12 protein-coding genes, 27 tRNA genes, 3 rRNA genes and 1 pseudogene are annotated in these 22,892 nt (G+C 39.3%); 38 read left to right on the top strand and 5 right to left on the bottom strand.

The genetic code is table 11. The annotated features are described in order from the left end of the window. Window positions 1-14: 14 nt before the first annotated feature. From LpgJCM5343_RS08075 to LpgJCM5343_RS08065, 3 genes and pseudogenes are all read left to right on the top strand, one after another. Complete coding sequence (locus LpgJCM5343_RS08075; RefSeq protein WP_039155739.1) at window positions 15-959, top strand: serine hydrolase; 945 nt, start codon at window positions 15-17, stop codon at window positions 957-959. A 131-nt stretch (window positions 960-1,090) separates the two neighbouring features. Further along, window positions 1,091-1,654: pseudogene (locus LpgJCM5343_RS08070) on the top strand (TetR/AcrR family transcriptional regulator). 17 nt (window positions 1,655-1,671) lie between these two features. After that, window positions 1,672-5,334: an MMPL family transporter gene (locus tag LpgJCM5343_RS08065; RefSeq protein WP_101891084.1), complete on the top strand. Its 3,663-nt coding sequence runs from the start codon at window positions 1,672-1,674 to the stop codon at window positions 5,332-5,334. An 83-nt stretch (window positions 5,335-5,417) separates the two neighbouring features. On the opposite strand, the gene LpgJCM5343_RS08060 is transcribed toward LpgJCM5343_RS08065, so the two are convergent. Next, on the bottom strand, window positions 5,418-6,221 hold the full coding sequence (locus LpgJCM5343_RS08060; RefSeq protein WP_049148981.1) for a Cof-type HAD-IIB family hydrolase: 804 nt from the start codon (window positions 6,219-6,221) through the stop codon (window positions 5,418-5,420). 148 nt (window positions 6,222-6,369) lie between these two features. On the opposite strand from LpgJCM5343_RS08060, the gene LpgJCM5343_RS08055 reads away from it, so the two are divergent. After that, entirely contained in the window at window positions 6,370-7,053 is a 684-nt protein-coding gene (locus LpgJCM5343_RS08055; RefSeq protein WP_174705302.1) for a TVP38/TMEM64 family protein, read from the top strand. Between the two features lie 72 nt (window positions 7,054-7,125). Continuing rightward, window positions 7,126-8,136, top strand: a complete 1,011-nt coding sequence (locus tag LpgJCM5343_RS08050) for a zinc-ribbon domain-containing protein (protein ID WP_049148984.1) — start codon at window positions 7,126-7,128, stop codon at window positions 8,134-8,136. 51 nt (window positions 8,137-8,187) lie between these two features. Here LpgJCM5343_RS08050 and LpgJCM5343_RS08045 read toward each other — a convergent pair whose 3' ends face one another. From LpgJCM5343_RS08045 to LpgJCM5343_RS08035, 3 genes are all read right to left on the bottom strand, one after another. Further along, the gene (locus LpgJCM5343_RS08045) at window positions 8,188-9,561 is read right to left on the bottom strand and encodes an NAD-dependent succinate-semialdehyde dehydrogenase (protein ID WP_049148985.1); all 1,374 of its coding nucleotides are present in this window, start codon (window positions 9,559-9,561) and stop codon (window positions 8,188-8,190) included. 100 nt (window positions 9,562-9,661) lie between these two features. Further along, window positions 9,662-10,504 (bottom strand): helix-turn-helix domain-containing protein, encoded by an 843-nt coding sequence (locus LpgJCM5343_RS08040; RefSeq protein WP_039155748.1) that lies wholly within the window; start codon window positions 10,502-10,504, stop codon window positions 9,662-9,664. 4 nt (window positions 10,505-10,508) lie between these two features. Next, the gene (locus LpgJCM5343_RS08035; protein WP_048686050.1) at window positions 10,509-11,297 is read right to left on the bottom strand and encodes an alpha/beta hydrolase fold domain-containing protein; all 789 of its coding nucleotides are present in this window, start codon (window positions 11,295-11,297) and stop codon (window positions 10,509-10,511) included. A gap of 165 nt (window positions 11,298-11,462) precedes the next feature. Between LpgJCM5343_RS08035 and LpgJCM5343_RS08030 the strand changes: the two genes are divergently transcribed. The 22 genes from LpgJCM5343_RS08030 (at window position 11,463) to LpgJCM5343_RS07925 (ending at window position 20,900) form a co-directional block, all read left to right on the top strand. After that, on the top strand, window positions 11,463-12,062 hold the full coding sequence (locus LpgJCM5343_RS08030; RefSeq protein ID WP_049148993.1) for a TVP38/TMEM64 family protein: 600 nt from the start codon (window positions 11,463-11,465) through the stop codon (window positions 12,060-12,062). Then, window positions 12,062-12,616 carry a GNAT family N-acetyltransferase gene (locus tag LpgJCM5343_RS08025; RefSeq protein ID WP_035430303.1) on the top strand — a complete coding sequence of 185 codons (555 nt, stop codon included), beginning with the start codon at window positions 12,062-12,064 and terminating at the stop codon, window positions 12,614-12,616. The genes LpgJCM5343_RS08030 and LpgJCM5343_RS08025 overlap by 1 nt, the downstream gene beginning before the upstream one ends. A gap of 211 nt (window positions 12,617-12,827) precedes the next feature. Further along, window positions 12,828-14,138 (top strand): serine--tRNA ligase, encoded by a 1,311-nt coding sequence (serS, locus tag LpgJCM5343_RS08020; RefSeq protein WP_020807618.1) that lies wholly within the window; start codon window positions 12,828-12,830, stop codon window positions 14,136-14,138. A gap of 490 nt (window positions 14,139-14,628) precedes the next feature. Continuing rightward, a 16S ribosomal RNA gene (locus LpgJCM5343_RS08015) occupies window positions 14,629-16,201 on the top strand. 220 nt (window positions 16,202-16,421) lie between these two features. Next, a 23S ribosomal RNA gene (locus LpgJCM5343_RS08010) occupies window positions 16,422-19,327 on the top strand. 60 nt (window positions 19,328-19,387) lie between these two features. Continuing rightward, window positions 19,388-19,504, top strand: a 5S ribosomal RNA gene (rrf, locus tag LpgJCM5343_RS08005). Together the 16S, 23S and 5S rRNA genes with 16 tRNA genes alongside form the textbook arrangement of a ribosomal RNA operon. Window positions 19,505-19,509: 5 nt before the next feature. Further along, window positions 19,510-19,582, top strand: a tRNA-Val gene (locus LpgJCM5343_RS08000). 2 nt (window positions 19,583-19,584) lie between these two features. Further along, a tRNA-Lys gene (locus LpgJCM5343_RS07995) sits at window positions 19,585-19,657 on the top strand. Window positions 19,658-19,676: 19 nt separating this feature from the next. Next, window positions 19,677-19,761 (top strand) — tRNA-Leu (locus LpgJCM5343_RS07990). 1 nt (window position 19,762) lies between these two features. Continuing rightward, window positions 19,763-19,835, top strand: a tRNA-Thr gene (locus tag LpgJCM5343_RS07985). Window positions 19,836-19,855: 20 nt separating this feature from the next. Then, a tRNA-Gly gene (locus tag LpgJCM5343_RS07980) sits at window positions 19,856-19,927 on the top strand. A gap of 12 nt (window positions 19,928-19,939) precedes the next feature. Next, a tRNA-Leu gene (locus LpgJCM5343_RS07975) sits at window positions 19,940-20,025 on the top strand. Between the two features lie 9 nt (window positions 20,026-20,034). Then, window positions 20,035-20,108: transfer RNA gene (locus tag LpgJCM5343_RS07970), tRNA-Arg, on the top strand. A 5-nt stretch (window positions 20,109-20,113) separates the two neighbouring features. Continuing rightward, window positions 20,114-20,187: transfer RNA gene (locus LpgJCM5343_RS07965), tRNA-Pro, on the top strand. A gap of 28 nt (window positions 20,188-20,215) precedes the next feature. Next, a tRNA-Met gene (locus LpgJCM5343_RS07960) sits at window positions 20,216-20,289 on the top strand. 13 nt (window positions 20,290-20,302) lie between these two features. Continuing rightward, window positions 20,303-20,376, top strand: a tRNA-Ile gene (locus LpgJCM5343_RS07955). Between the two features lie 31 nt (window positions 20,377-20,407). Then, window positions 20,408-20,481: transfer RNA gene (locus LpgJCM5343_RS07950), tRNA-Met, on the top strand. A gap of 3 nt (window positions 20,482-20,484) precedes the next feature. Next, window positions 20,485-20,557, top strand: a tRNA-Asp gene (locus LpgJCM5343_RS07945). Window positions 20,558-20,561: 4 nt separating this feature from the next. Continuing rightward, window positions 20,562-20,634, top strand: a tRNA-Phe gene (locus LpgJCM5343_RS07940). Window positions 20,635-20,651: 17 nt separating this feature from the next. Then, a tRNA-Gly gene (locus tag LpgJCM5343_RS07935) sits at window positions 20,652-20,722 on the top strand. A gap of 12 nt (window positions 20,723-20,734) precedes the next feature. Further along, a tRNA-Ile gene (locus tag LpgJCM5343_RS07930) sits at window positions 20,735-20,808 on the top strand. A gap of 2 nt (window positions 20,809-20,810) precedes the next feature. Beyond that, window positions 20,811-20,900 (top strand) — tRNA-Ser (locus LpgJCM5343_RS07925). A gap of 335 nt (window positions 20,901-21,235) precedes the next feature. On the opposite strand, the gene LpgJCM5343_RS07920 is transcribed toward LpgJCM5343_RS07925, so the two are convergent. After that, entirely contained in the window at window positions 21,236-21,598 is a 363-nt protein-coding gene (locus LpgJCM5343_RS07920) for a hypothetical protein (RefSeq protein ID WP_003650072.1), read from the bottom strand. A 223-nt stretch (window positions 21,599-21,821) separates the two neighbouring features. On the opposite strand from LpgJCM5343_RS07920, the gene LpgJCM5343_RS07915 reads away from it, so the two are divergent. The 11 genes from LpgJCM5343_RS07915 (at window position 21,822) to LpgJCM5343_RS07865 (ending at window position 22,779) form a co-directional block, all read left to right on the top strand. Continuing rightward, window positions 21,822-21,893, top strand: a tRNA-Glu gene (locus LpgJCM5343_RS07915). Between the two features lie 25 nt (window positions 21,894-21,918). Next, window positions 21,919-22,009 (top strand) — tRNA-Ser (locus LpgJCM5343_RS07910). Window positions 22,010-22,016: 7 nt separating this feature from the next. Further along, a tRNA-Met gene (locus tag LpgJCM5343_RS07905) sits at window positions 22,017-22,090 on the top strand. Window positions 22,091-22,093: 3 nt separating this feature from the next. After that, window positions 22,094-22,166 (top strand) — tRNA-Asp (locus tag LpgJCM5343_RS07900). Window positions 22,167-22,170: 4 nt separating this feature from the next. Continuing rightward, window positions 22,171-22,243 (top strand) — tRNA-Phe (locus tag LpgJCM5343_RS07895). A gap of 4 nt (window positions 22,244-22,247) precedes the next feature. Beyond that, window positions 22,248-22,329, top strand: a tRNA-Tyr gene (locus LpgJCM5343_RS07890). Window positions 22,330-22,336: 7 nt separating this feature from the next. Next, window positions 22,337-22,407 (top strand) — tRNA-Trp (locus LpgJCM5343_RS07885). A gap of 14 nt (window positions 22,408-22,421) precedes the next feature. Next, window positions 22,422-22,494 (top strand) — tRNA-His (locus tag LpgJCM5343_RS07880). Between the two features lie 7 nt (window positions 22,495-22,501). Further along, window positions 22,502-22,573 (top strand) — tRNA-Gln (locus LpgJCM5343_RS07875). 20 nt (window positions 22,574-22,593) lie between these two features. Further along, window positions 22,594-22,664, top strand: a tRNA-Cys gene (locus LpgJCM5343_RS07870). Between the two features lie 31 nt (window positions 22,665-22,695). Next, window positions 22,696-22,779: transfer RNA gene (locus LpgJCM5343_RS07865), tRNA-Leu, on the top strand. Window positions 22,780-22,892 lie beyond the last annotated feature (113 nt).

Below are 22,892 nucleotides of genomic sequence, written 5' to 3'. Positions count from 1 at the left end.
TAAGGAGAATTTTAATGAAAAATAAAATCTTTTTAGGAGCAATTTTGTCATCCTTTTGTGCTTTAGCTTTTTATATGACAAGCATAAATCATATGAAGACACAAACATTGGAGATATATGGAAATTCAACCGCGAAAGTAGCTCAAAAAAGCAAAATGAAAGAGGGCAGTAAGCAGACTCGTTTAACTAATGGGGAAAGCGAGATTGGCGAAGCTGCTATTTCAAAAAATAGTAATAAAAGCTTAGCTAAGGCTATTGTTAAGGCAAGCTCAAATGTTCAAGGCAATTATCAAATAAGCGTAAAAGACTTGAATAGTACTAAAGTTTTTACCGATTTAACTAATACTAGTCAAGACACTTTAAATGCAGGAAACGTTTTGAAATTATACGTCCTACTTGCTTATTACAAGGCAGTTCAAGATAAAAGCTTAAATTCTGCTACTCCATATAAAGTTAAAGCAAGTGATTTAAACGGTGGAGATAAAGTATTGAAGGCTGATATGGCCTATTCTTATACTTATTTGCTCGATTTAATGATACGGCAGCAAAATAATAATGCGGCTAATATCATCTTAAATAAAATTGGAAAAGATAAAGTAAATAAAACTGCAAAAACATTTGGCGCAAGCAAGACTGAAATTACAGAAAATTTTGGTAAGGATTTTGCCGGGAAAACCAGTAGCAATGATTTAGTTACGACTATGCAGAAACTATATCAGGGGAAAGTGTTAGGCACTGATATTGATAATCAGATTTTAGGTCAATTAGCTAATTTCCCCGAAAAAGGATTAGCTAAAAATATTAATGGTGTAGTTTATAAAATAGCTGATAAAAAACAAGGCGCAGCCTTAATTCAAGAAAACGGAAAAACATATGCAATGGCAATGGTTAGTGAGGAAGATGCAGATCTAGCTAAAGTTGGAGATGCAATTAATAATTGGATGATTAAACAAAGATAACTATATTAAAGGAGTTTCGTGACTCCTTTTTCTTTTTGCTCAAAAAGTAGATAAATTTCTACACATTGTAGATTGTTTTCTACAGATTGTCGTGTTAAAGTATATGAGTACACAAAAAGAAGGTGATTATCTTGGCTAAAAAAAGAGCTTTAGACCGCTCAAAAGTAATTGATCAAGCAATAGCAATTATTAGTGATAAGGGACTAAGTGAGCTAACCATGCCAGCTTTAGCAAAGGCATTAGGAATTAGATCTCAGTCTTTATATCATTATGTTGCTAATCGTAATGATCTATTAGTTCTAGTTTGAGTGAATAGACTACAAGTTTTGCGTCAACATTTAACAAAAAAGATAATAGGTCATTCTGGCTTAGACGCCTTGTTTAGATTCGCAGATGAGATACGAGATTTTTTGCTACATGATAAAGCAATTTCTGGAATTTACTATGGATTAAATGAATATGTTCAAAATGAACAAATTCACGAAGAAGTTATGAAAATAGTAGAACTAGGAGAAAAGCTAGATGTAGATAATAAAAATATCGTCTCCCTGCACAGTTTGCTGGGAGCAGTCTTGGGATACGTTTTCTTAGATCGTTATGTGATCGATGAAACAGAAAAAGAAGCTGATGATAATTACCATGAGATGCTTTTGCGACTTGTAGCGCCAAAACTTCAAGTTGAGGGTACAAAATAGAGGAAAGAAAAGTATACATGAAATTACTGAAAAACCATCTTGGTGCTTTGGTAGCGTGGATTGCGATTCTACTGATTGCGATCTTTTCATTGCCAGATGTAGATGCTTTAACGCGTCAGCATTCGGAAATTTCACTTCCTGAAGATGTTCAAAGCTCGATTGCGACAAACATCGAAAGTAAGTGGGGACACGGGCAAGATAATACTTATGTTGTAGGGGTTGTTTTTAATAAAAAGCATGGAAAATTAACCTCAAGTGATAAGGAGAAAATTGACAATACTATTCGCTTTTTGAAAGACAACAAGAAAAAGCTGGGTATTAAGTCAATGATGACTCCGAATGATAATTACGCTACAAAAGCGCAATTAATTTCAAAAGATAAAACGACTGAAATTGTGCAATTGAATATTGCAAATGATCATTCGACTGTGTCTAACGTTAATAAGTCTTTAACTAAAGCAGTTAAAACATCTGGAATTAGAACATATGTAACTGGGGTAAGAATCCTTGAAGATGACTTCTCGGCTTCAGTTCAGGAAGGTATTAAAAAGACTGAATTAATTACTATCTTCTTTATTTTTATTGTTTTAGTAATTGTATTTAAGTCACCAATTGTACCAATAATTTCATTATTGACAGTTGGAGTTTCCTTTATTACTTCATTTTCAATTGTTACTAATTTAGTAGAGAAGTTTAACTTTCCATTTTCAAACTTTACTCAAGTTTTCATGGTTATTGTTCTGTTTGGTATTGGGACCGACTACAATATCCTGCTGTATGACAAGTTTAAAGAGAACTTGAGTAAGGGGATGTCGAACCACGATGCGACAAACGATGCTTTGCGTAAAGCTGGTAAGACCATCCTTTATTCTGGATCCTCAATTTTAATTGGATTTAGTGCTTTAGGACTAGCTAAATTCTCAATTTACCAATCAGCTGTTGGTGTTGCTGTTGGTGTTGCTGTTTTACTAGTTGTACTTTTGACCTTAAATCCATTCTTTATGGCTGTTTTAGGTAAGAAATTATTCTGGCCAGTTAAGAATTTTGAAGGCGAAAGTAATTCTAAATTATGGCACGCTCTTTCTAAGGGAAGCTTAGCTCATCCAATTACTTATTTAGTTGTGATGGCTGTTGTAGTTTTACCATTCTGCTTGTTCTATTCAAATAATTTGAACTATAACGATGCAGATGAAATTTCTGACTCTACTCCTTCAAAGGCCGGGCTATTATTACTGCAAGATCACTTCTCTGAAGGTACACCAGAATACTCAACCTTATATATTCAAAGTGGTCATAAACTCGACAATGAGAAGAGCTTAAAAGAAATTGATCAGATTGTTAAGAAAATTCAAGCTGATCCAGACGTGAAATTTGCTTCATCAGTAACTGAACCAAATGGTAAGTCTATTAAACGTCTTTACGTTGATAATCAGTTAGGAACTGTTAACTCAGGTGTTAATACAGCCAGAAATGGTTTGGGCACTTTAAGTAACGGTAGCAAGCAAATTACCAATGGTGCTGTTCAATTGCAGAACGGTGCAAATCAACTTTCTAATGGTACTGGTCGTCTTCAAAATGGTGCAAATCAATTGTTAAGTGGTACTACACGTCTACAAAATGGTGCTAATACACTTAGAGCGGGTACGATGCAATTGGCTACTGGTGCTGGTCGTTTAGAGAGTGGTACTTTGAACTTGCAACAAGGTGCTGTACAACTTGAGAACGGTACGATTAAGTTAGTGAATGGTGCTGTTAACTTGCAAAACGGTACACGAGAATTGAGTCAGGGTACACAAAACTTTGTTAACCAATTAAATTCTATGAGTACTCAGTTATCAGGAAAATTGAGTGCCAAAGATAAGGCAAATATTCAAAAATTAGAACACGGATTACCAGAATTAAATGCGAATATTCAATTATTAAATCAAAAGCTAAATTCTGGTTCTAATTCAATCGATTCTGATGAAATAAAGAAGGAATTAACTAATGTAGGTACACAGGCGGGAATTATCGCTACACAATTAAAAGAAGCTGGGGCTACTTTAAATAGCTTAAATAATGTTCAAGGATCATCAGCTACTATGAGTGATAGTGAAAAAGCCCAACTTACTCAAGCTTATGCTCAAGCAATGAATAGTGCTAAGTTGAATGACCAACAAAAACAAATAATGAGTGGAGCCTTTGATAGCATTTTAGGTAAGGTAAATTCTGCAGCTGAACAAAAGTCTCAAGCGTTAAATTCTGGTTTATCTAGTTTAACAAAGGTGGCAGGAAACTTAAAAGCAGCGGCAGATGCTGATAAAAAATTAGGTGATTCTGCAGTTAAAGTTGGTAATTCGCTTGGTTCACTTAAGGAATTACAAACATTGAAGCAAAATGTAAATAAATTAGCAGATGCTTCAAACCAAGCATTACCAGGGGCAAGCACAGCTTTAAGTGAATTGAGCTCTGGCTTAACACAAGTTCAAGGCGCTATGGCTCAAGGAGTAGCTGGGGCTAATAAACTTAATTCAGGCGCATCTCGCTTAAACAACGGTGCAGGTCAACTTGCAACAGGCTTACAAGCTGGTGTATCAGGTTCTAGTCAACTTGCAAATGGTGCTGGACAATTAGCAAACGGTGCCAGTCAATTGAACACAGGCTTACAAGCCGGACTAAGCGGAACTAATCAATTAGCCAATGGTATTGGCCAACTTAACGGTGGCGCCGGTCAATTAGCAAGTGGTATTGGTCAACTTAATGGTGGTGCAAGTCAATTAGCAAATGGTGCTGGTCAAATTGCATCAAATAATCCTAAGATTACTGCTGGAATCGATAAAGTTAATAGCGGTTTAGGTGAAGGCCAAGAATACTTAACTGGCTTAGCAGATTCAGCTGCTGGTAAGACTTTCTACATCCCAGCTAAGATGATTCATTCATCAACTTTCAAACCAGCTCTTGATAACTACATGAGTTCTGATTTGAAATCTACTAAGATTATCATTATCTTGAAATTAGACCCAGCTTCAACTGAAGGGGCAAAGAAAGCTCACGAACTCAGCAACATGGTTAAGAAGTCAGTGAAGGGTACCAGCCTTCAAAGCTCAACTATTGCTATGGGTGGACAATCCGAAAAGATTTATGATACTCAAGAAACTGCAAGTAGCGACTTCTTAAGAACTGCAATTATTATGTTGGTAGGTATCGGAATTGCTTTGATCTTTGTTACTAGATCAGTATTGCAACCATTATTTATTCTAGGTACTTTAGTAATTGCTTACTTAACTTCTCTATCTATCAACCAATGGTTAGTTCACGCCTTATTAGGTAGATCATTATTAGCTTGGAATACTCCATTCTTTAGCTTTATCATGATCGTTGCCTTAGGTGTTGACTACTCGATCTTCTTAATGATGCGTTATCGTGAATTAGGAGAAGTAAACCCAGGCTGGACTACAAGTGAAAAGATGCTTCAAGCTTGTGACATCATCGGAACTGTGGTAATTTCTGCTGCTATTATTCTTGGTGGTACTTTTGCAGCCTTAATTCCATCAGGTGTCCCAACTTTAATTGAAGTTGCATTATGTGTGGATATTGGGTTATTACTATTAGTATTCTTACTTCCAATTAACATGTCCGCTGCAATGAAGATTACATATGAAGGCTTAGGCAGAAAAAAGAATAAAAAAGATGCTGAATAGTATTTAATATTCTAAAAAATAAAAGATTGAAGTTTATCCTATTTTTGATCAGGATAAAACTTCAATCTTTTTTCTTTATAAAATTAATTAGATATTTTATTTAAGGCAGCTGCAATCCCGTTGTGATTATTATCTAAGGTTACTGGAATATTCAACTTATTCTTTAGCTCTTCTGGTGCATTACCCATTAAAATTGGATGCCCAACAGCTTTAAGCATCGGTTCATCGTTATAATTATCCCCGAAAGCCCAAGCGTTCGTCTTATCTATTGCAAAGCTATCAAGAACAATTTTAACTGCTTTTCCTTTATTAACACCTTTAAGCATAATTTCTAAAAGATGGGGCGCGGATTTAACAAAAGCTAGTTTAGGAAAATCAGATTGGAGTGTAGGGATAATCTTATCAAGTGTGTCAGGCTTGCCAATGACTAGCACCTTGTGGATACCTTTTAAATCTTTTATTCGTTCTAGAGAAACAGGAAGTGATTTAATTCCAACTATTTCTTCTTCCTTTTTAACTAATGGATTTTTATTAAGTGAAGAAAACCAATTGTAGCCACTGTAGACATTCCAAGCAAGATCTTGAGTTTTAAGAGCATCTATTTTGGTAATTAGTTGGACTGCTTCTGCAGCATCAAAAAATTGTGAATTAAGCGGTCTTCCCATTTCATCTAAGACTAACGCACCATTATAGGCAATAATAGGACAGAAATTAGTAATTTCATCTACTACGTTCATAATTCCTTTGGGCATGCGTGCAGAAACAGGAATAAATAAGTTACCAGCGATAATTTGTTTACGAATGGCATCGATTGTATCAGGCGATACATCACCACCAGATGTAATCAGGGTGCCGTCAATATCACTAAAAATTAGTTTTGCTGTCATAAAAATTTTCTCCTTTGATGGCTTTATCTATCTTATTATAATACGATAAAGATAAGAACTAATGAGCACGAATTGCTTTTGCTTATTATTTTAAATAGTAAAAATTATAATTAATAACTACGTATAATTGAAATAGATGAGTGAAATTATGACAAAAAAATTGAGAAAAGTAATCTTTATCATCTGTGGAATCCTGTCCGCAATCATTTTACTTTACTTACTCTACCGCGACTATCGTCCTGAAATTAATGTTTTAATGCATCCTGATAGCCATACTAAAACAAAGTTACTCTATTTAATTCGCCAGCATGAAGTACGTGATAGCCTGTTTTTATTGGGTCTAATAACAGTTCTGAATGCTATTCCTGGTATGTCAAACTCTGTTTTTTGCATTTTAGCAGGACTTTGCTATGGGCCTTGGATTGGACTAGCAATTAACTGGGCCGGCAATATTTTAGGAAATTGTATTGTAGAGAGTTTAATCAAAAGGGTTGATTTTTCCCATCGGTTTAAAAAAAATAAGTTTTTAAATTGGCTAATGGCACAAAAACATCCAAGTTTAGGAATGACATTAGGGTTTATGGTGCCAGTAATACCAAGTGTGTTAATTGATTACACAGCAGCTAGATTAAAAGTGCCAGCAAATAAATTTTTGTTGATGGTAATCGTGGGGATGTTTCCTACGTCTTTTATCTATGCCTTTGGTGGAGATGCAATCTTTAATGGGGATGCTAAAAAGTTAATTGGATCTTTAATTGGTATTGCAATTCTATTCATTATTGCTTGGTTATTAGTAAGAATGGCATCTAGAAAAAAGCAGAGAACAGCGTAAGCATTCTCTGCTTTTTAGTTTAATTGCTTGAAATGCTATAATAAGCTAAAAAAGTTTATGAGGGAATTAAAAATGAAATGTCCAAATTGTGGTGAAGATGTAAAGTCGACTGATAAACAATGTCCTAACTGTCATTTTGATTTAGAAAAATTTAGAAATGAATTTTTTACTGGGCAAAATCAAACTCGTAATGAAAGCACTGACAATCGTCAAAAGCAAGAAACACGTTCTGTTAAAAAGATTGAACCGAAAAAGCAAAATTCTACCATTGCTAGCATGATTAATTGGATTCAAGTAAATTCAATGATTGTTTTTGTTGTTGGGATAATTTTGTTGATTTTGACTAGTTTTTCACCATCATTAGGCTGGTCTTGCTTCTTTGCATTGTTAATATGGTTGTTTATAGTTTGTGATAAAAATAAAGGCAAAGTAACAGAACAGTACACTGTTGATCAGCGATTAACTGAGCATGTTAATAAGGTTGGCTCTGATGTGGTTAATTCTTTTGAAGAAGGGGAGAATCGAGTAAAAGCTCATCGACAAAAGATTGATAATAAGTTAGGGCGCGATCCAGAAGCAATAAAAAAAGTTGTTAAGCAAAAGAGAACAGCTACTCAATTGGGAGTAGTCTTAATTGCAGTTTTAAACTTGCTTCTTGTATTTAGTGGCCCATTTTCATCAGGAATGATGCAAGGATATCAGACTTTATCTATTTCAAAAGCCTTACTTTCAATTGGTAGATTTAATGGCAAGTATCTTCTAATTGGTTATGGAATGTGGTTTCTTCTAGTTGGAGTTCCAATTGCAATTATTATTTTGACAATTAAGAATGGTAAGAATAATAAAAGAATTGTTTTCTTACTTTCTTTAATCGAGTCGATTGTCTTAGTAATTTGTGCTGTTGAATTAATTTTTATGAATGCTGGTTCCTCCTTAGGAATTACTAATAATGCAGCAGCAAATAGTGTTGAAATTCAGAGGATTGTAGCAAATGCAATCTCATTTGGGGTTTCTACATACTTATTATTTGTATCAAGTATTCTTTTAACGGTTGTTGCGTTTCGCAGTATGAGACAAAATTAAAAAGAATTGGGTCATTATCTGATCCAATTCTTTTTTTGCATGTTTAAAAAATTATTTTGAAACGTCAATCACTAAATGCTCATTTACAAATGACATTAAACCTAGTTCGCTTAATTCACGGCCATAACCAGACTTTTTAACACCGCCAAATGGTAATTCTGGAGCTGTGATCCAGCGTCCATTAATAACTGTCATTCCAGTATCAATTTCACTGGCTACTTCTTGCGCATGAGCTTTATTTTGAGAAATAACGCTTGAACCTAGACCAAAGCTTGAATTATTGGCTAGTGCAATTGCTTCTTCTTCATCTTTAACCTTAAATACTTCGGCAACTGGTCCAAATAATTCTTCATCGAATAATGGATTGTTTTGATCAATATTAGTTAAAATCATCGGACGGAAGAAAGCACCAGAACTTTCAATTTCGGGATATTGATAGGCAACTTCTGCTCCATGTTCAATTCCTTTTTTGGTTTGCGCTGCTAACTTATCAGCAGCTTTTTGAGAATTCATTGGTGCGAGACTAGTTTCTTTATCTAAAGGATTACCGGGTTTAAGACTAGCGAAAGTGTGCTGCAAAATATTCATCACTTCATCGTAGCGTGATTCGACGACGATGATTCGTTTAGAAGAAGTGCAGACTTGACCACAGTTATAAGTTCTAGCGTCACTTAATACATTTTTTAATATCGTAGAATCGGCATCAGCTAAAACTATAAATGGGTCATTTCCACCTAATTCCATTGTCGATTTTTTAATATTTTTACCAGCTGCTTCGGCAACGCTGCTTCCGCCACGTTCTGAACCTGTAACAGCAACTCCTTGAACGCGCTTGTCAGCAATTACATCACCAATTTGGGCATAAGATAAAAATAAGTTTTGCAAACTTGCTTTTGGAGCGCCTGCTTCTTGAATAATTTTTTCTGTTAATTGAGCTGAAGCTGGGACATTGTGTGCATGTTTTAAGATAATTGGATTTCCAACCATGAAGTTAGGAGCAAATACTCTAATTACCTGATAGAGTGGGAAGTTCCAAGGCTCGCAAGCCATGATAATACCTGTTGATTGTTTTAGGTAATAAGCCGTCCCTAAGGTTGTTTCTAATGGAGTAGGCTCTAACATTTTAGGAGCTTTTTCAGCATAGTAATTACAAATGCTGATACATAAGTCTACTTCTTCAAGTGATTCATGATATAGCTTTCCCATTTCTAAAGTCATAGTTTTAGCCATCTCTTCACGATGCTTTTTGAAAGTATTGGCTATTTGATGAAGTAATTGACTTCTAGTAGCAGGAAGCTGACTACGCCAAGTCAAGTATAATTTTTCTCCAGCAGCAAGTGCTTGTTCAATTTCTTCTTGAGTAGCATCGGGGTAACTCTTAATCAGCTGATTAGTATACGGATTAATAGATTCATATTTAGACATAAAATTTCCTCTTTCCAATATATTTCATTATAAAGCGCTTTCTTGCAGATGTATATAAAAATCACTTCTTTTTAGTAAGATATAAAAGAAGTGATTTAGTTTAAGCTAGTTTACTAATTTTTTCTAATAATACATGATTATTGTTGAGACGGGCAAAAGCGGCTGAATCGTTTAAATATTGAGTAGTCCTTTGTTGTGAGCCATTTTCTGCAATATTATTTTGAGCTAATTGAAAAAGTATGCGAGCAGTAAAATAAATTACATGCCGTTTTTTGCATAAGTCATATCCCATCTCTAATAGTTTGTTAGATTGTCCATAATCCTGGTTTCGACCATAAAATTCCCCGCCGTTACACAAAATAGAAAGAAATTGTAGTAACGAATCTTCATCTTCAAGCTGAACATTGGATATTGAAGAGAGAATGATGTCATAGTAATGGCGAGCTTTTTCAACATCATTTTGTAAATCATAAACTTGACTACAACCTTTAAGTGCAAGAAGATGGTAAATCTTATTCTGTTTTGACAAGTGTGCATCAAGAATTGTATTGAAGTAATACAAAGCATCAGTCTCAGCATGATCAAGATTTAAGGCAAGAAGCCCACGTAGATAGTAATAATGAAGGATGTCTTCTTGCCGTGTTAATCCATCTTTATTAATGCTAGCTAAAAGTTGAGCTACTTTTGGAAAATCAAGCTGAATGACAGCAAAATCGGCTTCAAATAGTTTATGAGATGTTTTTTTATTAGAATCTACATCCATAATATCTGCTACGTTAATATTCAAACGGTCGCAAAGACTATTTAAAATTTTTAAAGACGGAATACGACCATTATTTTCAAATTTACTTAATGTAGATTGAGTACAAATACCATTGCATAATTCAGTCTGCGATAAACCTAATTTTTTGCGAATGGAAATAAATTTGTTAATATTAATCATTCTTTTACTCCTTGATTGTCTGAAAAAGAAAATCTAAAGATTCATCCAAGTAGTCCTTGGCATAGTCCATTGCATGACGATGACCTTTGATGATCAATAATTCAATTTCGTGATCATGATTAGCTAAAAAGTCGACAAATTTTAAGATTCCATCTAATGGAACAAGTTCATGAGCAGAATTGATCATTTTTAAGCGTCCTAAATTGTTAAGATCATAATTTTCTGCATCCATTTGTTTGTAAATAGCTTGATCATCTTTACCCGCGTATGTCAATACAAAGAACTTATAAAATGATTCAAAAATATCATGTAAATTAGTGAGCTTTAATTCGTTCGCTCCATATCTTGAAGGTATAACGTTTGGATGAGTTTTCATCCAATTAGAGAAGTCTACAGATGCTGACCAAGTTACAGTAGGAAAACCATATATTCCGGCAAGGTAGATAGCCAAAGTACCACCAACACTGGCACCAATTTGTACGATATTTTGTTGATCATCTTCATCGGTATATTTTGACTCTAGTAACCACTTCACAAATTTTTTACTGTCTTGATGAGCAGCCGGAAAAGTAGAGGCAGGAGCTAAGCGATAGTCAGGGATAAGAGTCATAAAGCCTGCATTTGCTAATCTTATCCCAAGATTCTTAACATCATTTTTTGAGCCAGCAAACCATCCTCCGCCATGCCAAAAGATTAGAATTTTAGTTTGTGAATTAGTATTGTTAGGAAAATAAATGTCTGTCTTCAAATTGTTGTTTTCGTCGTAAATTATGTCTTTTTTTATAACAACCATAATTAAGCCTCTTAGTTATTTTTTAACACACTAATATTATAGAATAAATGTCAACGATAAGTCATATCTTATTCATCCTATATTTAAGTTTATTTCATCGGTTAAGGCGCCTATTTTGTTTTGTTTTTGTTATCATTAATTTAACATACCAAGGAGGGCAGAAAAATGTCTACTAAAACGAGTCATAAATTAATCAATATTTTGACGATTGTTACTACAATTATCCTAGTTTTACTAAGTATTTATTGGTATAGGCTAGGCATTTTTACAAGCCAGGAAAAAATGAAGGCTTATTTGGCAAATAAGCAGATCATTGGTCCCTTGATTTTTACTTTAATTCAAATAATTCAAGTTGTTATTCCTATTATTCCAGGTGGAGTTTCATTACTGGGTGGAGTGATATTTTTTGGACCAATCTGGGGATTTATTTATAACTATGTAGGAATTTGTCTAGGTTCGATCATTTTATTCTTTTTGGCTAGACATTATGGACGCCCATTTATTTTGCATTTGGTTTCTGAAAAAACATATGAAAAATACATGAAGTGGACAGCAAATCAGAAGAAATTCAATTGGTTCTTTGCTTTGTGTATTATTGCACCAATGGCGCCAGATGATATTCTTTGTATGATTGCTGGGTTAACTGAAATGAAATTTTCAACATATTTATGGATAATTTTATTAGGAAAACCTTGGACAATTGCAGCTTATAGTTTGGGATTAGTTTATGGTGCCAAATGGTTATTAAAGTTAGTAGGCAAGTAATGCTTGAAAGTAAACGAATTATTTTAAGAAAAATTGAGACAAATGATGCGCCCACCTTACTCAAGTGGGGTCAAGATAGTGTGTATCATAAAAGCGCTGGTTATCAATATCTGGAAGATTTAAGTGCTGCTCAAAAAAGCATTGGTCAATATAGGGAAAGGCCCTATAGTTACGGAATAGTATTGAAAGAAAGTGGCCGCTTAATAGGATTAGTTGAATTATATGAACGTGGATTAGATGAATATAATGGCTTATTGATGACAAAAGACTTAGGTTTTTTATTAGATAAAAATTATTGGCATCGAGGATTAATGACAGAGGCTTTGCAGCTAATAATCAATTTTGCTTTTGAAAAATTGCACCAAAATCAAATTTGGGCCGGGACTTTTGTTTCTAATGAAAACTCACAAAGATTACTAAAAAAATTAGGTTTTAGATATGTTTATACAACTGATTATTCAATGGTTTCTTCGCTTTTTAATTATCAAGAAAAATATTATTTGTTAACACCACAGGATTGGCATGATATAATGCAGATAAACATGAAATCCTAAGACTAATTTCAGAGAGCTCATGGTTGGTGTAAATGAGTAGAAAGTCGTTTCCAGATTTCGATTATTGGGTAGGTAATTCTACACGGTTAGCACCGTTATCGCTTTTTGAGTGTGGTATTTTTAACCAAATTTGGGTGGTACCGCGAACCGTGTAAGTCGATTCGTCCCAGTGAGAGGGATGAATTGGCTTTTTTTATTTTAAGGAGGAAATATGTTAGACATAAAGGTAATTCGAGAGAATTTAGACTGGTCAAAGAAGAAATTAGCTACACGTGGAATAAAGCCAGAAGAACTAGATAAATTAGTGGCTATTGATAAAGAAAGACGTGAAGCTTTAACTAAAAGTGAGCAATTAAAGCAAAAGCGTAATGAAGTATCCGATCAAATTGCGCAAGCTAAGCGTAATAAAGAAGACGCAAGTGATGCTATTAAGGCAATGCGTGAAGTTGGAAAAGAAATTAAGGATTTAGATAAAGAAGTAGAAGACCTTACCCAAAAACAAAAGTATATTTTACTTCGTTTACCTAACTTCCCAGCAGATTCAGATCCTATTGGACCAGATGAAAGCTATAACGAAGAAGTTCGTAAATGGAATGAACCAACTAAGTTTGATTTTGAACCAAAGCCTCACTGGGAAATTGGTACTGAATTAAATATCTTAGACTGGGATACTGCTGCTAAAGTTTCAGGTGCTCGTTTTGTTTACTATAAAGGTGCAGGTGCATTACTTGAACGTGCAGTTTCAAATTTCTTCTTAGATGAAAATACTAAAGATGGTTATACTGAAGTGATTCCACCATATTTAGTAAATGATGCTTCTATGCAAGGAACTGGTCAATTTCCTAAATTTACCGAGGATGTTTATACCATTGTTGATAATGATGATCCTGACAAGCCACGTGATCTAACTTTGATTCCAACTGCAGAGGTTCCATTAGTTAACTACTTCCGCGGTAAGATTTTAGATGCAAAGCAATTACCAATTAATGTTACTGCATTCTCTCCTGCGTTTAGAAGTGAAGCGGGATCTGCAGGACGTGATACGCGTGGATTAATTAGAATGCACGAATTTAGAAAAGTTGAAATGGTAAAAATTGTTGATGAAGACAGTTCGTGGGATGAATTGGAAAAATTAACGCATAATGCTGAACATTTACTTCAAAAGCTCGGCTTACCATATCATGTTGTTGCTCTTTCAACTGGGGATGCAAGTTTTACTAGTGCTAAAACTTATGACCTTGAAGTATGGATGCCAGCTCAAGATAAATATCGTGAAATTTCAAGCTGTTCAAACTGTACGGATTTCCAAGCTCGTCGTAGCTTAATTCGTTATCGTGATGAAAATGGAAAGCTTCATCTTGCTCATACTTTGAATGGATCAGGTTTAGCTGTAGGTAGAACTGTAGCAGCTATTTTAGAAAATTATCAAAATGAAGATGGAACTGTAGATGTACCTGAAGCATTACAACCATACATGCATGGTATGAAAGTAATTACTAAAGAACCAAAATTTGGTGAATAAAAGTTAAATATAAAAGAAAATGGTATTCAAACATCAAAAGATGTGGGAATACCATTTTTTATTTAATATAGAGTAAGATAGCACTAGATTAGCAGTCTGAAAAAATATTGCTAATTTTTAGAAAAAAGGGGTTGACGAAAAGGAGAAAAGTCTGTAAAGTAATACATGCTGTTTGAGGCAAGCAAGAAGCAGAGCGAGGAAGCAAAGCGAGAAGCTTGTCAAGAGAGCAGAAAGATGATAATATTATAAAGCTGTCATTTGAGAGAGATGAGAAAGAGGAAAAAAGACTTGTCAAAACTCAAGAGGCATGATATAATATAAAAGTTGTCACACGGCAACGGTAGTACCTTGAAAACCGAACAAAGTTTCGCTGAAAGTGTGCGGGATATAAAAATCCCAAACAAAAGCGAAGTCAATTCGCAAGCAATAAATTTGAGATAACTCAAAGAAAGTTTTAGAGCTAAACGATAAAAAGCTCATTTTCAAGAAGGAAAATGAGAGTTTGATCCTGGCTCAGGACGAACGCTGGCGGCGTGCCTAATACATGCAAGTCGAGCGAGCTTGCCTAGATGAATTTGGTGCTTGCACCAAATGAAACTAGATACAAGCGAGCGGCGGACGGGTGAGTAACACGTGGGTAACCTGCCCAAGAGACTGGGATAACACCTGGAAACAGATGCTAATACCGGATAACAACACTAGACGCATGTCTAGAGTTTAAAAGATGGTTCTGCTATCACTCTTGGATGGACCTGCGGTGCATTAGCTAGTTGGTAAGGTAACGGCTTACCAAGGCAATGATGCATAGCCGAGTTGAGAGACTGATCGGCCACATTGGGACTGAGACACGGCCCAAACTCCTACGGGAGGCAGCAGTAGGGAATCTTCCACAATGGACGCAAGTCTGATGGAGCAACGCCGCGTGAGTGAAGAAGGGTTTCGGCTCGTAAAGCTCTGTTGGTAGTGAAGAAAGATAGAGGTAGTAACTGGCCTTTATTTGACGGTAATTACTTAGAAAGTCACGGCTAACTACGTGCCAGCAGCCGCGGTAATACGTAGGTGGCAAGCGTTGTCCGGATTTATTGGGCGTAAAGCGAGTGCAGGCGGTTCAATAAGTCTGATGTGAAAGCCTTCGGCTCAACCGGAGAATTGCATCAGAAACTGTTGAACTTGAGTGCAGAAGAGGAGAGTGGAACTCCATGTGTAGCGGTGGAATGCGTAGATATATGGAAGAACACCAGTGGCGAAGGCGGCTCTCTGGTCTGCAACTGACGCTGAGGCTCGAAAGCATGGGTAGCGAACAGGATTAGATACCCTGGTAGTCCATGCCGTAAACGATGAGTGCTAAGTGTTGGGAGGTTTCCGCCTCTCAGTGCTGCAGCTAACGCATTAAGCACTCCGCCTGGGGAGTACGACCGCAAGGTTGAAACTCAAAGGAATTGACGGGGGCCCGCACAAGCGGTGGAGCATGTGGTTTAATTCGAAGCAACGCGAAGAACCTTACCAGGTCTTGACATCCAGTGCAAACCTAAGAGATTAGGAGTTCCCTTCGGGGACGCTGAGACAGGTGGTGCATGGCTGTCGTCAGCTCGTGTCGTGAGATGTTGGGTTAAGTCCCGCAACGAGCGCAACCCTTGTCATTAGTTGCCATCATTAAGTTGGGCACTCTAATGAGACTGCCGGTGACAAACCGGAGGAAGGTGGGGATGACGTCAAGTCATCATGCCCCTTATGACCTGGGCTACACACGTGCTACAATGGACGGTACAACGAGAAGCGAACCTGCGAAGGCAAGCGGATCTCTGAAAGCCGTTCTCAGTTCGGACTGTAGGCTGCAACTCGCCTACACGAAGCTGGAATCGCTAGTAATCGCGGATCAGCACGCCGCGGTGAATACGTTCCCGGGCCTTGTACACACCGCCCGTCACACCATGAGAGTCTGTAACACCCAAAGCCGGTGGGATAACCTTTATAGGAGTCAGCCGTCTAAGGTAGGACAGATGATTAGGGTGAAGTCGTAACAAGGTAGCCGTAGGAGAACCTGCGGCTGGATCACCTCCTTTCTAAGGAAGGCGAAAGATGATGGAGAGTGCGAGAGCACTAAAGAGAAGTCATCGAGAAAGCCAAGCGGAAGCACACTGAGAAACTTTGTTTAGTTTTGAGGGTAATACCTCAGAGAGCTAGTACATTGAAAACTGAATATAATCTAAAGCAAAAAACCGAGACAATCGAAAAAACAGATTGAAGAGCGACCGAGAAGAGAGAGAAACTCAACTTGAAATAGGTCAAGTAGAAAAGGGCGCATGGTGAATGCCTAGGCACTAGAAGCCGATGAAGGACGTGACGAACCACGAAAGGCTTCGGGGAGCAGTAAGTAAGCGATGATCCGGAGATATCCGAATGGGGGAACCCAATACCGCGAGGTATTATCAAGAGCTGTTAAGGCTGTTGAAGGAAGACGCAGTGAACTGAAACATCTAAGTAGCTGCAGGAAGAGAAAGAAAAATCGATTTCCCAAGTAGCGGCGAGCGAACAGGAAAGAGCCCAAACCAGCTGGCTTGCCAGTTGGGGTAGTAGGACTGCAATAAAGTACTTGAAGCGATAGCAGAATTATCTGGAAAGATAAGCCAGAGAGGGTGAGAGCCCCGTAAGCGAAATTGCAGAGAGACTTAGCAGGATCCTGAGTAGGTCGGAACACGAGGAATCCCGATTGAAACCGCGAGGACCATCTCGCAAGGCTAAATACTAACTAGTGACCGATAGTGAACCAGTACCGTGAGGGAAAGGTGAAAAGAACCCCGGAAGGGGAGTGAAAGAGAACCTGAAACCGTGTGCCTACAAGTAGTCAAAGCACATTAAAGTGTAATGGCGTGCCTTTTGTAGAATGAACCGGCGAGTTACGTTATGGTGCAAGGTTAAGTCAGAAAAGACGGAGCCGGAGCGAAAGCGAGTCTGAAGAGGGCGAGAGAGTATCATGACGTAGACCCGAAACCAAGTGACCTACCCATGACCAGGTTGAAGGCGTGGTAAAACACGCTGGAGGACCGAACCCACGTGAGTTAAAAATCGCGGGGATGAGTTGTGGGTAGCGGTGAAATTCCAAACGAACTTGGAGATAGCTGGTTCTCTCCGAAATAGCTTTAGGGCTAGCCTCGTGTGAATGATAATGGAGGTAGAGCGCTGTTTGGACTAGGGGCCCGTCAGGGGTTACTGAATCCAGATAAACTCCGAATGCCAGATATCAATGCACGGGAGTCAGACTGCGAGTGATAAGATCCGTAGTCGAAAGGGAAACAGCCCAGATCACCAGTTAAGGTCCCCAAATCTATGCTAAGTGGAAAAGGATGTGGAGTTGCGTAGACAACTAGGATGTTGGCTTAGAAGCAGCCACCATTTAAAGAGTGCGTAATAGCTCACTAGTCGAGTGACGCTGCGCCGAAAATGTACCGGGGCTAAGCATAGTACCGAAACTGTGGATGCATATCAAAGGATATGCGTGGTAGGAGAGCGTTCTAAGTGCGGAGAAGTTAGATCGAGAGGACTAATGGAGCGCTTAGAAGTGAGAATGCCGGTATGAGTAGCGAAAGATAGGTGAGAATCCTATCCGCCGAAAGACTAAGGTTTCCTGGGGCAGGCTCGTCCGCCCAGGGTAAGTCGGGACCTAAGGTAAGGCCGAGAGGCGTAGCCGATGGACAACAGGTAGAGATTCCTGTACTGAAATTGTTCGATAAGAGCAAAGGAGGGACGCAGGAGGCTAATGACGCATGTAGCTGGAAAAACATGTGCAAGCAGTAAGAAAAAAGATGAGTCAAATGCTTATTTTTAGATTTCAAGCTGTGACGCGGAGTGAAATCAAAGTAGCGAAGGTCATGATGTCACACTGCCAAGAAAAGCTTCTAGCCAGAGCAATTTTACCCGTACCGCAAACCGACACAGGTAGTCGAGTGGAGAACACTCAGGTGAGCGAGAGAACTCTCGTTAAGGAACTCGGCAAAATGACCCCGTAACTTCGGGAGAAGGGGTGCTGATGGTAAAAGATCAGCCGCAGTGAATAGGCCCAAACAACTGTTTATCAAAAACACAGGTATCTGCAAAATCGTAAGATGACGTATAGGTGCTGACACCTGCCCGGTGCTGGAAGGTTAAGAGGAGAGCTTAGCGTAAGCGAAGGTTTGAATTGAAGCCCCAGTAAACGGCGGCCGTAACTATAACGGTCCTAAGGTAGCGAAATTCCTTGTCGGGTAAGTTCCGACCTGCACGAAAGGTGTAATGATTTGGGCACTGTCTCAACGAGAGACTCGGTGAAATTATAATACCCGTGAAGATGCGGGTTACCCGCGACAGGACGGAAAGACCCCATGGAGCTTTACTGTAGCTTGATATTGAGTATTTGTTAAACATGTACAGGATAGGTAGGAGCCAGAGAAAGTAGGACGCTAGTCTTACTGGAGGCAATGTTGGGATACTACCCTTGTTTGATGGATCCTCTAACTCGCAGAGCTGAGCGTTCTGGAGGACAGTGTCAGGTGGGCAGTTTGACTGGGGCGGTCGCCTCCTAAAATGTAACGGAGGCGCCCAAAGGTTCCCTCAGAATGGTTGGAAATCATTCGCAGAGTGTAAAGGTATAAGGGAGCTTGACTGCGAGAGGTACACCTCGAGCAGGGACGAAAGTCGGGCTTAGTGATCTGGTGGTACTGCATGGAAAGGCCATCACTCAACGGATAAAAGCTACCCTGGGGATAACAGGCTTATCTCCCCCAAGAGTTCACATCGACGGGGAGGTTTGGCACCTCGATGTCGGCTCGTCGCATCCTGGGGCTGAAGTCGGTCCCAAGGGTTGGGCTGTTCGCCCATTAAAGCGGCACGCGAGCTGGGTTCAGAACGTCGTGAGACAGTTCGGTCCCTATCCGTCGTGGGCGTAGGAAATTTGAGAGGAGCTGTCCTTAGTACGAGAGGACCGGGATGGACATACCGCTGGTGTACCAGTTGTCTTGCCAAAGGCATCGCTGGGTAGCTATGTATGGAAGGGATAAGCGCTGAAAGCATCTAAGCGCGAAGCCCCCCTCAAGATGAGATTTCCGATGCGCAAGCAGTAAGACACCTTAAAGACGATGAGGTAGATAGGCTAGGAGTGGAAGCATGGCGATATGTGGAGCGGACTAGTACTAATCAGTCGAGCACTTGACCAAAGCTCAAAGGTTTAGAGCGGAAGATTATATTCAGTTTTGAGTGTAAAAGCTCAGAAAGAGTACGGTGGCGATGGCAAGAAGGATACACCTGTTCCCATGCCGAACACAGAAGTTAAGCTTCTTAACGCCGAGAGTAGTTGGTGGGAAACTGCCTGCGAGGGTAGGCAGTCGCCGTGCTAAATGGAGGATTAGCTCAGCTGGGAGAGCATCTGCCTTACAAGCAGGAGGTCACAGGTTCGAGCCCTGTATCCTCCATTGAGTCGTTAGCTCAGTTGGTAGAGCATCTGACTTTTAATCAGAGGGTCGGCAGTTCGAGCCTGCCACGACTCATTGGCCCAGAAAAACTCAAGCGGGTGTGGCGGAATTGGCAGACGCGCTAGATTTAGGTTCTAGTGTTTTCGGACGTGTGGGTTCAAGTCCCACCACCCGTACCATGCCGATTTAGCTCAGTTGGTAGAGCATCTGTCTTGTAAACAGGGGGTCGAAGGTTCGAGTCCTTTAATCGGCATAAAAATTGAATAAAAAAATGCGGAAGTAGTTCAGTGGTAGAACATCACCTTGCCATGGTGGGGGTCGCGGGTTCGAATCCCGTCTTCCGCTTATCATTATCATGCCGGGGTGGCGGAACTGGCAGACGCACGGGACTTAAAATCCCGCGGTTGGTGACAACCGTACCGGTTCGATTCCGGTCCTCGGCATATAATGATGCACCCTTAGCGCAACTGGATAGAGTGTCTGACTACGAATCAGAAGGTTGAAGGTTCAAATCCTTCAGGGTGCACACTTCGGGAAGTGGCTCAGTTTGGTAGAGCACCTGGTTTGGGACCAGGGGGTCGCAGGTTCGAATCCTGTCTTCCCGATTGTAGCTTAAACAGGAAGTTACAGGATGGCGGTGTAGCTCAGCTGGCTAGAGCGTCCGGTTCATACCCGGGAGGTCGAGGGTTCGATCCCCCCCGCCGCTATAGAGGTAAGCTTGGACCTTTAGCTCAGTTGGTTAGAGCAGACGGCTCATAACCGTCGGGTCGTAGGTTCGAGTCCTACAAGGTCCATAGGATCTTGGCTTTTTTTATATAAAAACATCGCGGGATGGAGCAGTCTGGTAGCTCGTCGGGCTCATAACCCGAAGGTCATAGGTTCAAATCCTGTTCCCGCAATATGGTCCCTTGGTGTAGGGGTTATCACGCCTCCCTGTCACGGAGGAGATCACCGGTCCGAATCCGGTAGGGACCGTAATGGCGCGATAGCTCAGTTGGTAGAGCAAAGGATTGAAGCTCCTTGTGTCGGCGGTTCGATTCCGTCTCGCGCCATTAGGAAGCAAGAAGTTGCGGGTATAGTTTAGTGGTAAAACGAAAGCCTTCCAAGCTTTAGTCGCGAGTCCGATTCTCGTTACCCGCTTCAAAGGAAAAGGGGCCTATAGCTCAGCTGGTTAGAGCGCACGCCTGATAAGCGTGAGGTCGATGGTTCAAGTCCATTTAGGCCCATTGGAGATTTACTCAAGTGGCTGAAGAGGCGCCCCTGCTAAGGGTGTAGGTCGGTTTATACCGGCGCGAGGGTTCGAATCTCTCAATCTCCGCTTTGAATTAAGCACATTGGAATATTCCAATGTGCTTTTTTATGTGCTAAGAAAAAGTAGTTATTCAGTATGATAGTAGCGTTTTTATAATAAGAAAAAATTCGCTTATCAAAGAGATTTTACAAATTTTGAGCACATTTATCTTGAAAGCTAAAAAACAACTCTAAATTAGTTATATATGTCTATTTAAGAGTATATTAATAAGTAGTTTAGATCTTATTAAGGGTTTTGCAGGAAAAATGTGATTTTTAACTAATCTTAGATTTTTGCTCAAAAGAAAAATCCTACTAAATCAAGGCTATTATCAGTCTCAAGATTTAGTAAGATTTTTCAATTTATTTATTTTTGGTTTTTAAATCTTTAAGTAATCGAATAATTTCATTATTTTGCTTAATTAAGATCCAGTTTTGTAGCTTTAAAGTCTCTTCAGGTGAAACTCCGTCCATTAAATCACTTTGAGCAGTTTTATGGAGAAGAGATATATAGGACGGTTCGACATGTTTAATTTCGTGTTCGGCCAAATATTTATTGGTCAAATTATCTATATACTCATTAACTTGATTAGCGTCTTTTTCAATTAATTCTTCTTTTTGCCAGGGTGTTAATTTCGCGTGATCTTCGCAAATTAAGTTTCCGTCAGCGAGTTTTAATAGTTTTTTGCTGTTTTTATTGTCAATAATACATTTGTTACTAGACATAACGTACCTCCATATACGCTAAGTGTAGCACCTTTATTAAGCGATAGAGAGTAAAAATGCAATAAAAGAAAAAAAGTTCAAATTAGGGGTTGCATCAACTGGGTGTTTTTAGTAATATAGTTATTGCTGATGCGGAAGGTAATACAAAGCAACGCATCAAAAAATAAAAACTTGTTGACATTGCTTTATAAATAGAGTATGATTAATAAGTACGTTAAAAAACGACCCGTTGGTCAAGTGGTTAAGACACCGCCCTTTCACGGCGGTAACATGAGTTCAAATCTCGTACGGGTCATTACCATATTAAAGATGGTATAAATGGAGGATTACCCAAGTCCGGCTGAAGGGAACGGTCTTGAAAACCGTCAGGCGGGTTCTGCCCGCGCGTGGGTCCGAATCCCACATCCTCCTTAATCATCGCGGGATGGAGCAGTCTGGTAGCTCGTCGGGCTCATAACCCGAAGGTCATAGGTTCAAATCCTATTCCCGCAATATGGTCCCTTAGTGTAGTGGTTATCACGCCTCCCTGTCACGGAGGAGATCACCGGTCCGAATCCGGTAGGGACCGTAATGGCTCGATAGCTCAGTTGGTAGAGCAAAGGATTGAAGCTCCTTGTGTCGGCGGTTCGATTCCGTCTCGCGCCATTCTGGAGGCCTAGCGAAGTGGCTAAACGCGGCGGTCTGTAAAACCGCTCTCTCTGAGTTCGGTGGTTCGAATCCACTGGCCTCCATTTAAATAGGGATATCGTATAAAGGTAGTACATCGGTCTCCAAAACCGCTAGTGTGGGTTCAATTCCTACTATCCCTGTTTTTAATATTATGGCGGAATTGGTGAAGTGGTTAACACACCGGTTTGTGGATCCGGCATGCGTGGGTTCGATCCCCACATTCCGCCCTAACATTGGGATATAGCCAAGTGGTAAGGCAATGGACTTTGACTTCATCATGCGTTGGTTCGAATCCAACTATCCCAATTTGTTAATGATCAGAGGTTGGCGGTGTAGCCAAGTGGTAAGGCACGGGTCTGCAAAACCCTAATCATCGGTTCAAATCCGATCACCGCCTTCGCCTGAATTTCCTGATTAATTTCATTTATGGCGGTGTGGCGGAATTGGCAGACGCGTCAGACTCAAAATCTGGTGTCCCCTGGGACGTATCGGTTCGACCCCGATCACCGCTATTTATTCAGACATTCTGGCAAAAAGACGTGAGTTAGTTCTCGCGTCTTTTTTTTATCCAAAATTGCAACTCCTTTCTACTAACTTTATAATGGTCTTTAATGGAGGTATTTTA

The organism is Lactobacillus paragasseri (assembly GCF_003584685.1).
Taxonomy (GTDB): Bacteria; Bacillota; Bacilli; order Lactobacillales; family Lactobacillaceae; genus Lactobacillus; species Lactobacillus paragasseri.
The sequence above is the reverse complement of the archived record's forward strand: the minus strand, read 5'-3'. Positions and strand labels throughout refer to the sequence as shown.

Coding starts and splice junctions, on each gene's coding strand:
- LpgJCM5343_RS08050 (WP_049148984.1), top strand. CDS start 7,126: ATGAAATGTCCAAATTGTGGTGAAGATGTAAAGTCGACTGATAAACAA.
- LpgJCM5343_RS08060 (WP_049148981.1), bottom strand. CDS start 6,221: ATGACAGCAAAACTAATTTTTAGTGATATTGACGGCACCCTGATTACA.
- LpgJCM5343_RS08025 (WP_035430303.1), top strand. CDS start 12,062: ATGCTTGAAAGTAAACGAATTATTTTAAGAAAAATTGAGACAAATGAT.
- LpgJCM5343_RS08045 (WP_049148985.1), bottom strand. CDS start 9,561: ATGTCTAAATATGAATCTATTAATCCGTATACTAATCAGCTGATTAAG.
- LpgJCM5343_RS08065 (WP_101891084.1), top strand. CDS start 1,672: ATGAAATTACTGAAAAACCATCTTGGTGCTTTGGTAGCGTGGATTGCG.
- LpgJCM5343_RS08040 (WP_039155748.1), bottom strand. CDS start 10,504: ATGATTAATATTAACAAATTTATTTCCATTCGCAAAAAATTAGGTTTA.
- LpgJCM5343_RS07920 (WP_003650072.1), bottom strand. CDS start 21,598: ATGTCTAGTAACAAATGTATTATTGACAATAAAAACAGCAAAAAACTA.
- LpgJCM5343_RS08030 (WP_049148993.1), top strand. CDS start 11,463: ATGTCTACTAAAACGAGTCATAAATTAATCAATATTTTGACGATTGTT.
- LpgJCM5343_RS08055 (WP_174705302.1), top strand. CDS start 6,370: ATGACAAAAAAATTGAGAAAAGTAATCTTTATCATCTGTGGAATCCTG.
- LpgJCM5343_RS08075 (WP_039155739.1), top strand. CDS start 15: ATGAAAAATAAAATCTTTTTAGGAGCAATTTTGTCATCCTTTTGTGCT.
- LpgJCM5343_RS08035 (WP_048686050.1), bottom strand. CDS start 11,297: ATGGTTGTTATAAAAAAAGACATAATTTACGACGAAAACAACAATTTG.
- serS (WP_020807618.1), top strand. CDS start 12,828: ATGTTAGACATAAAGGTAATTCGAGAGAATTTAGACTGGTCAAAGAAG.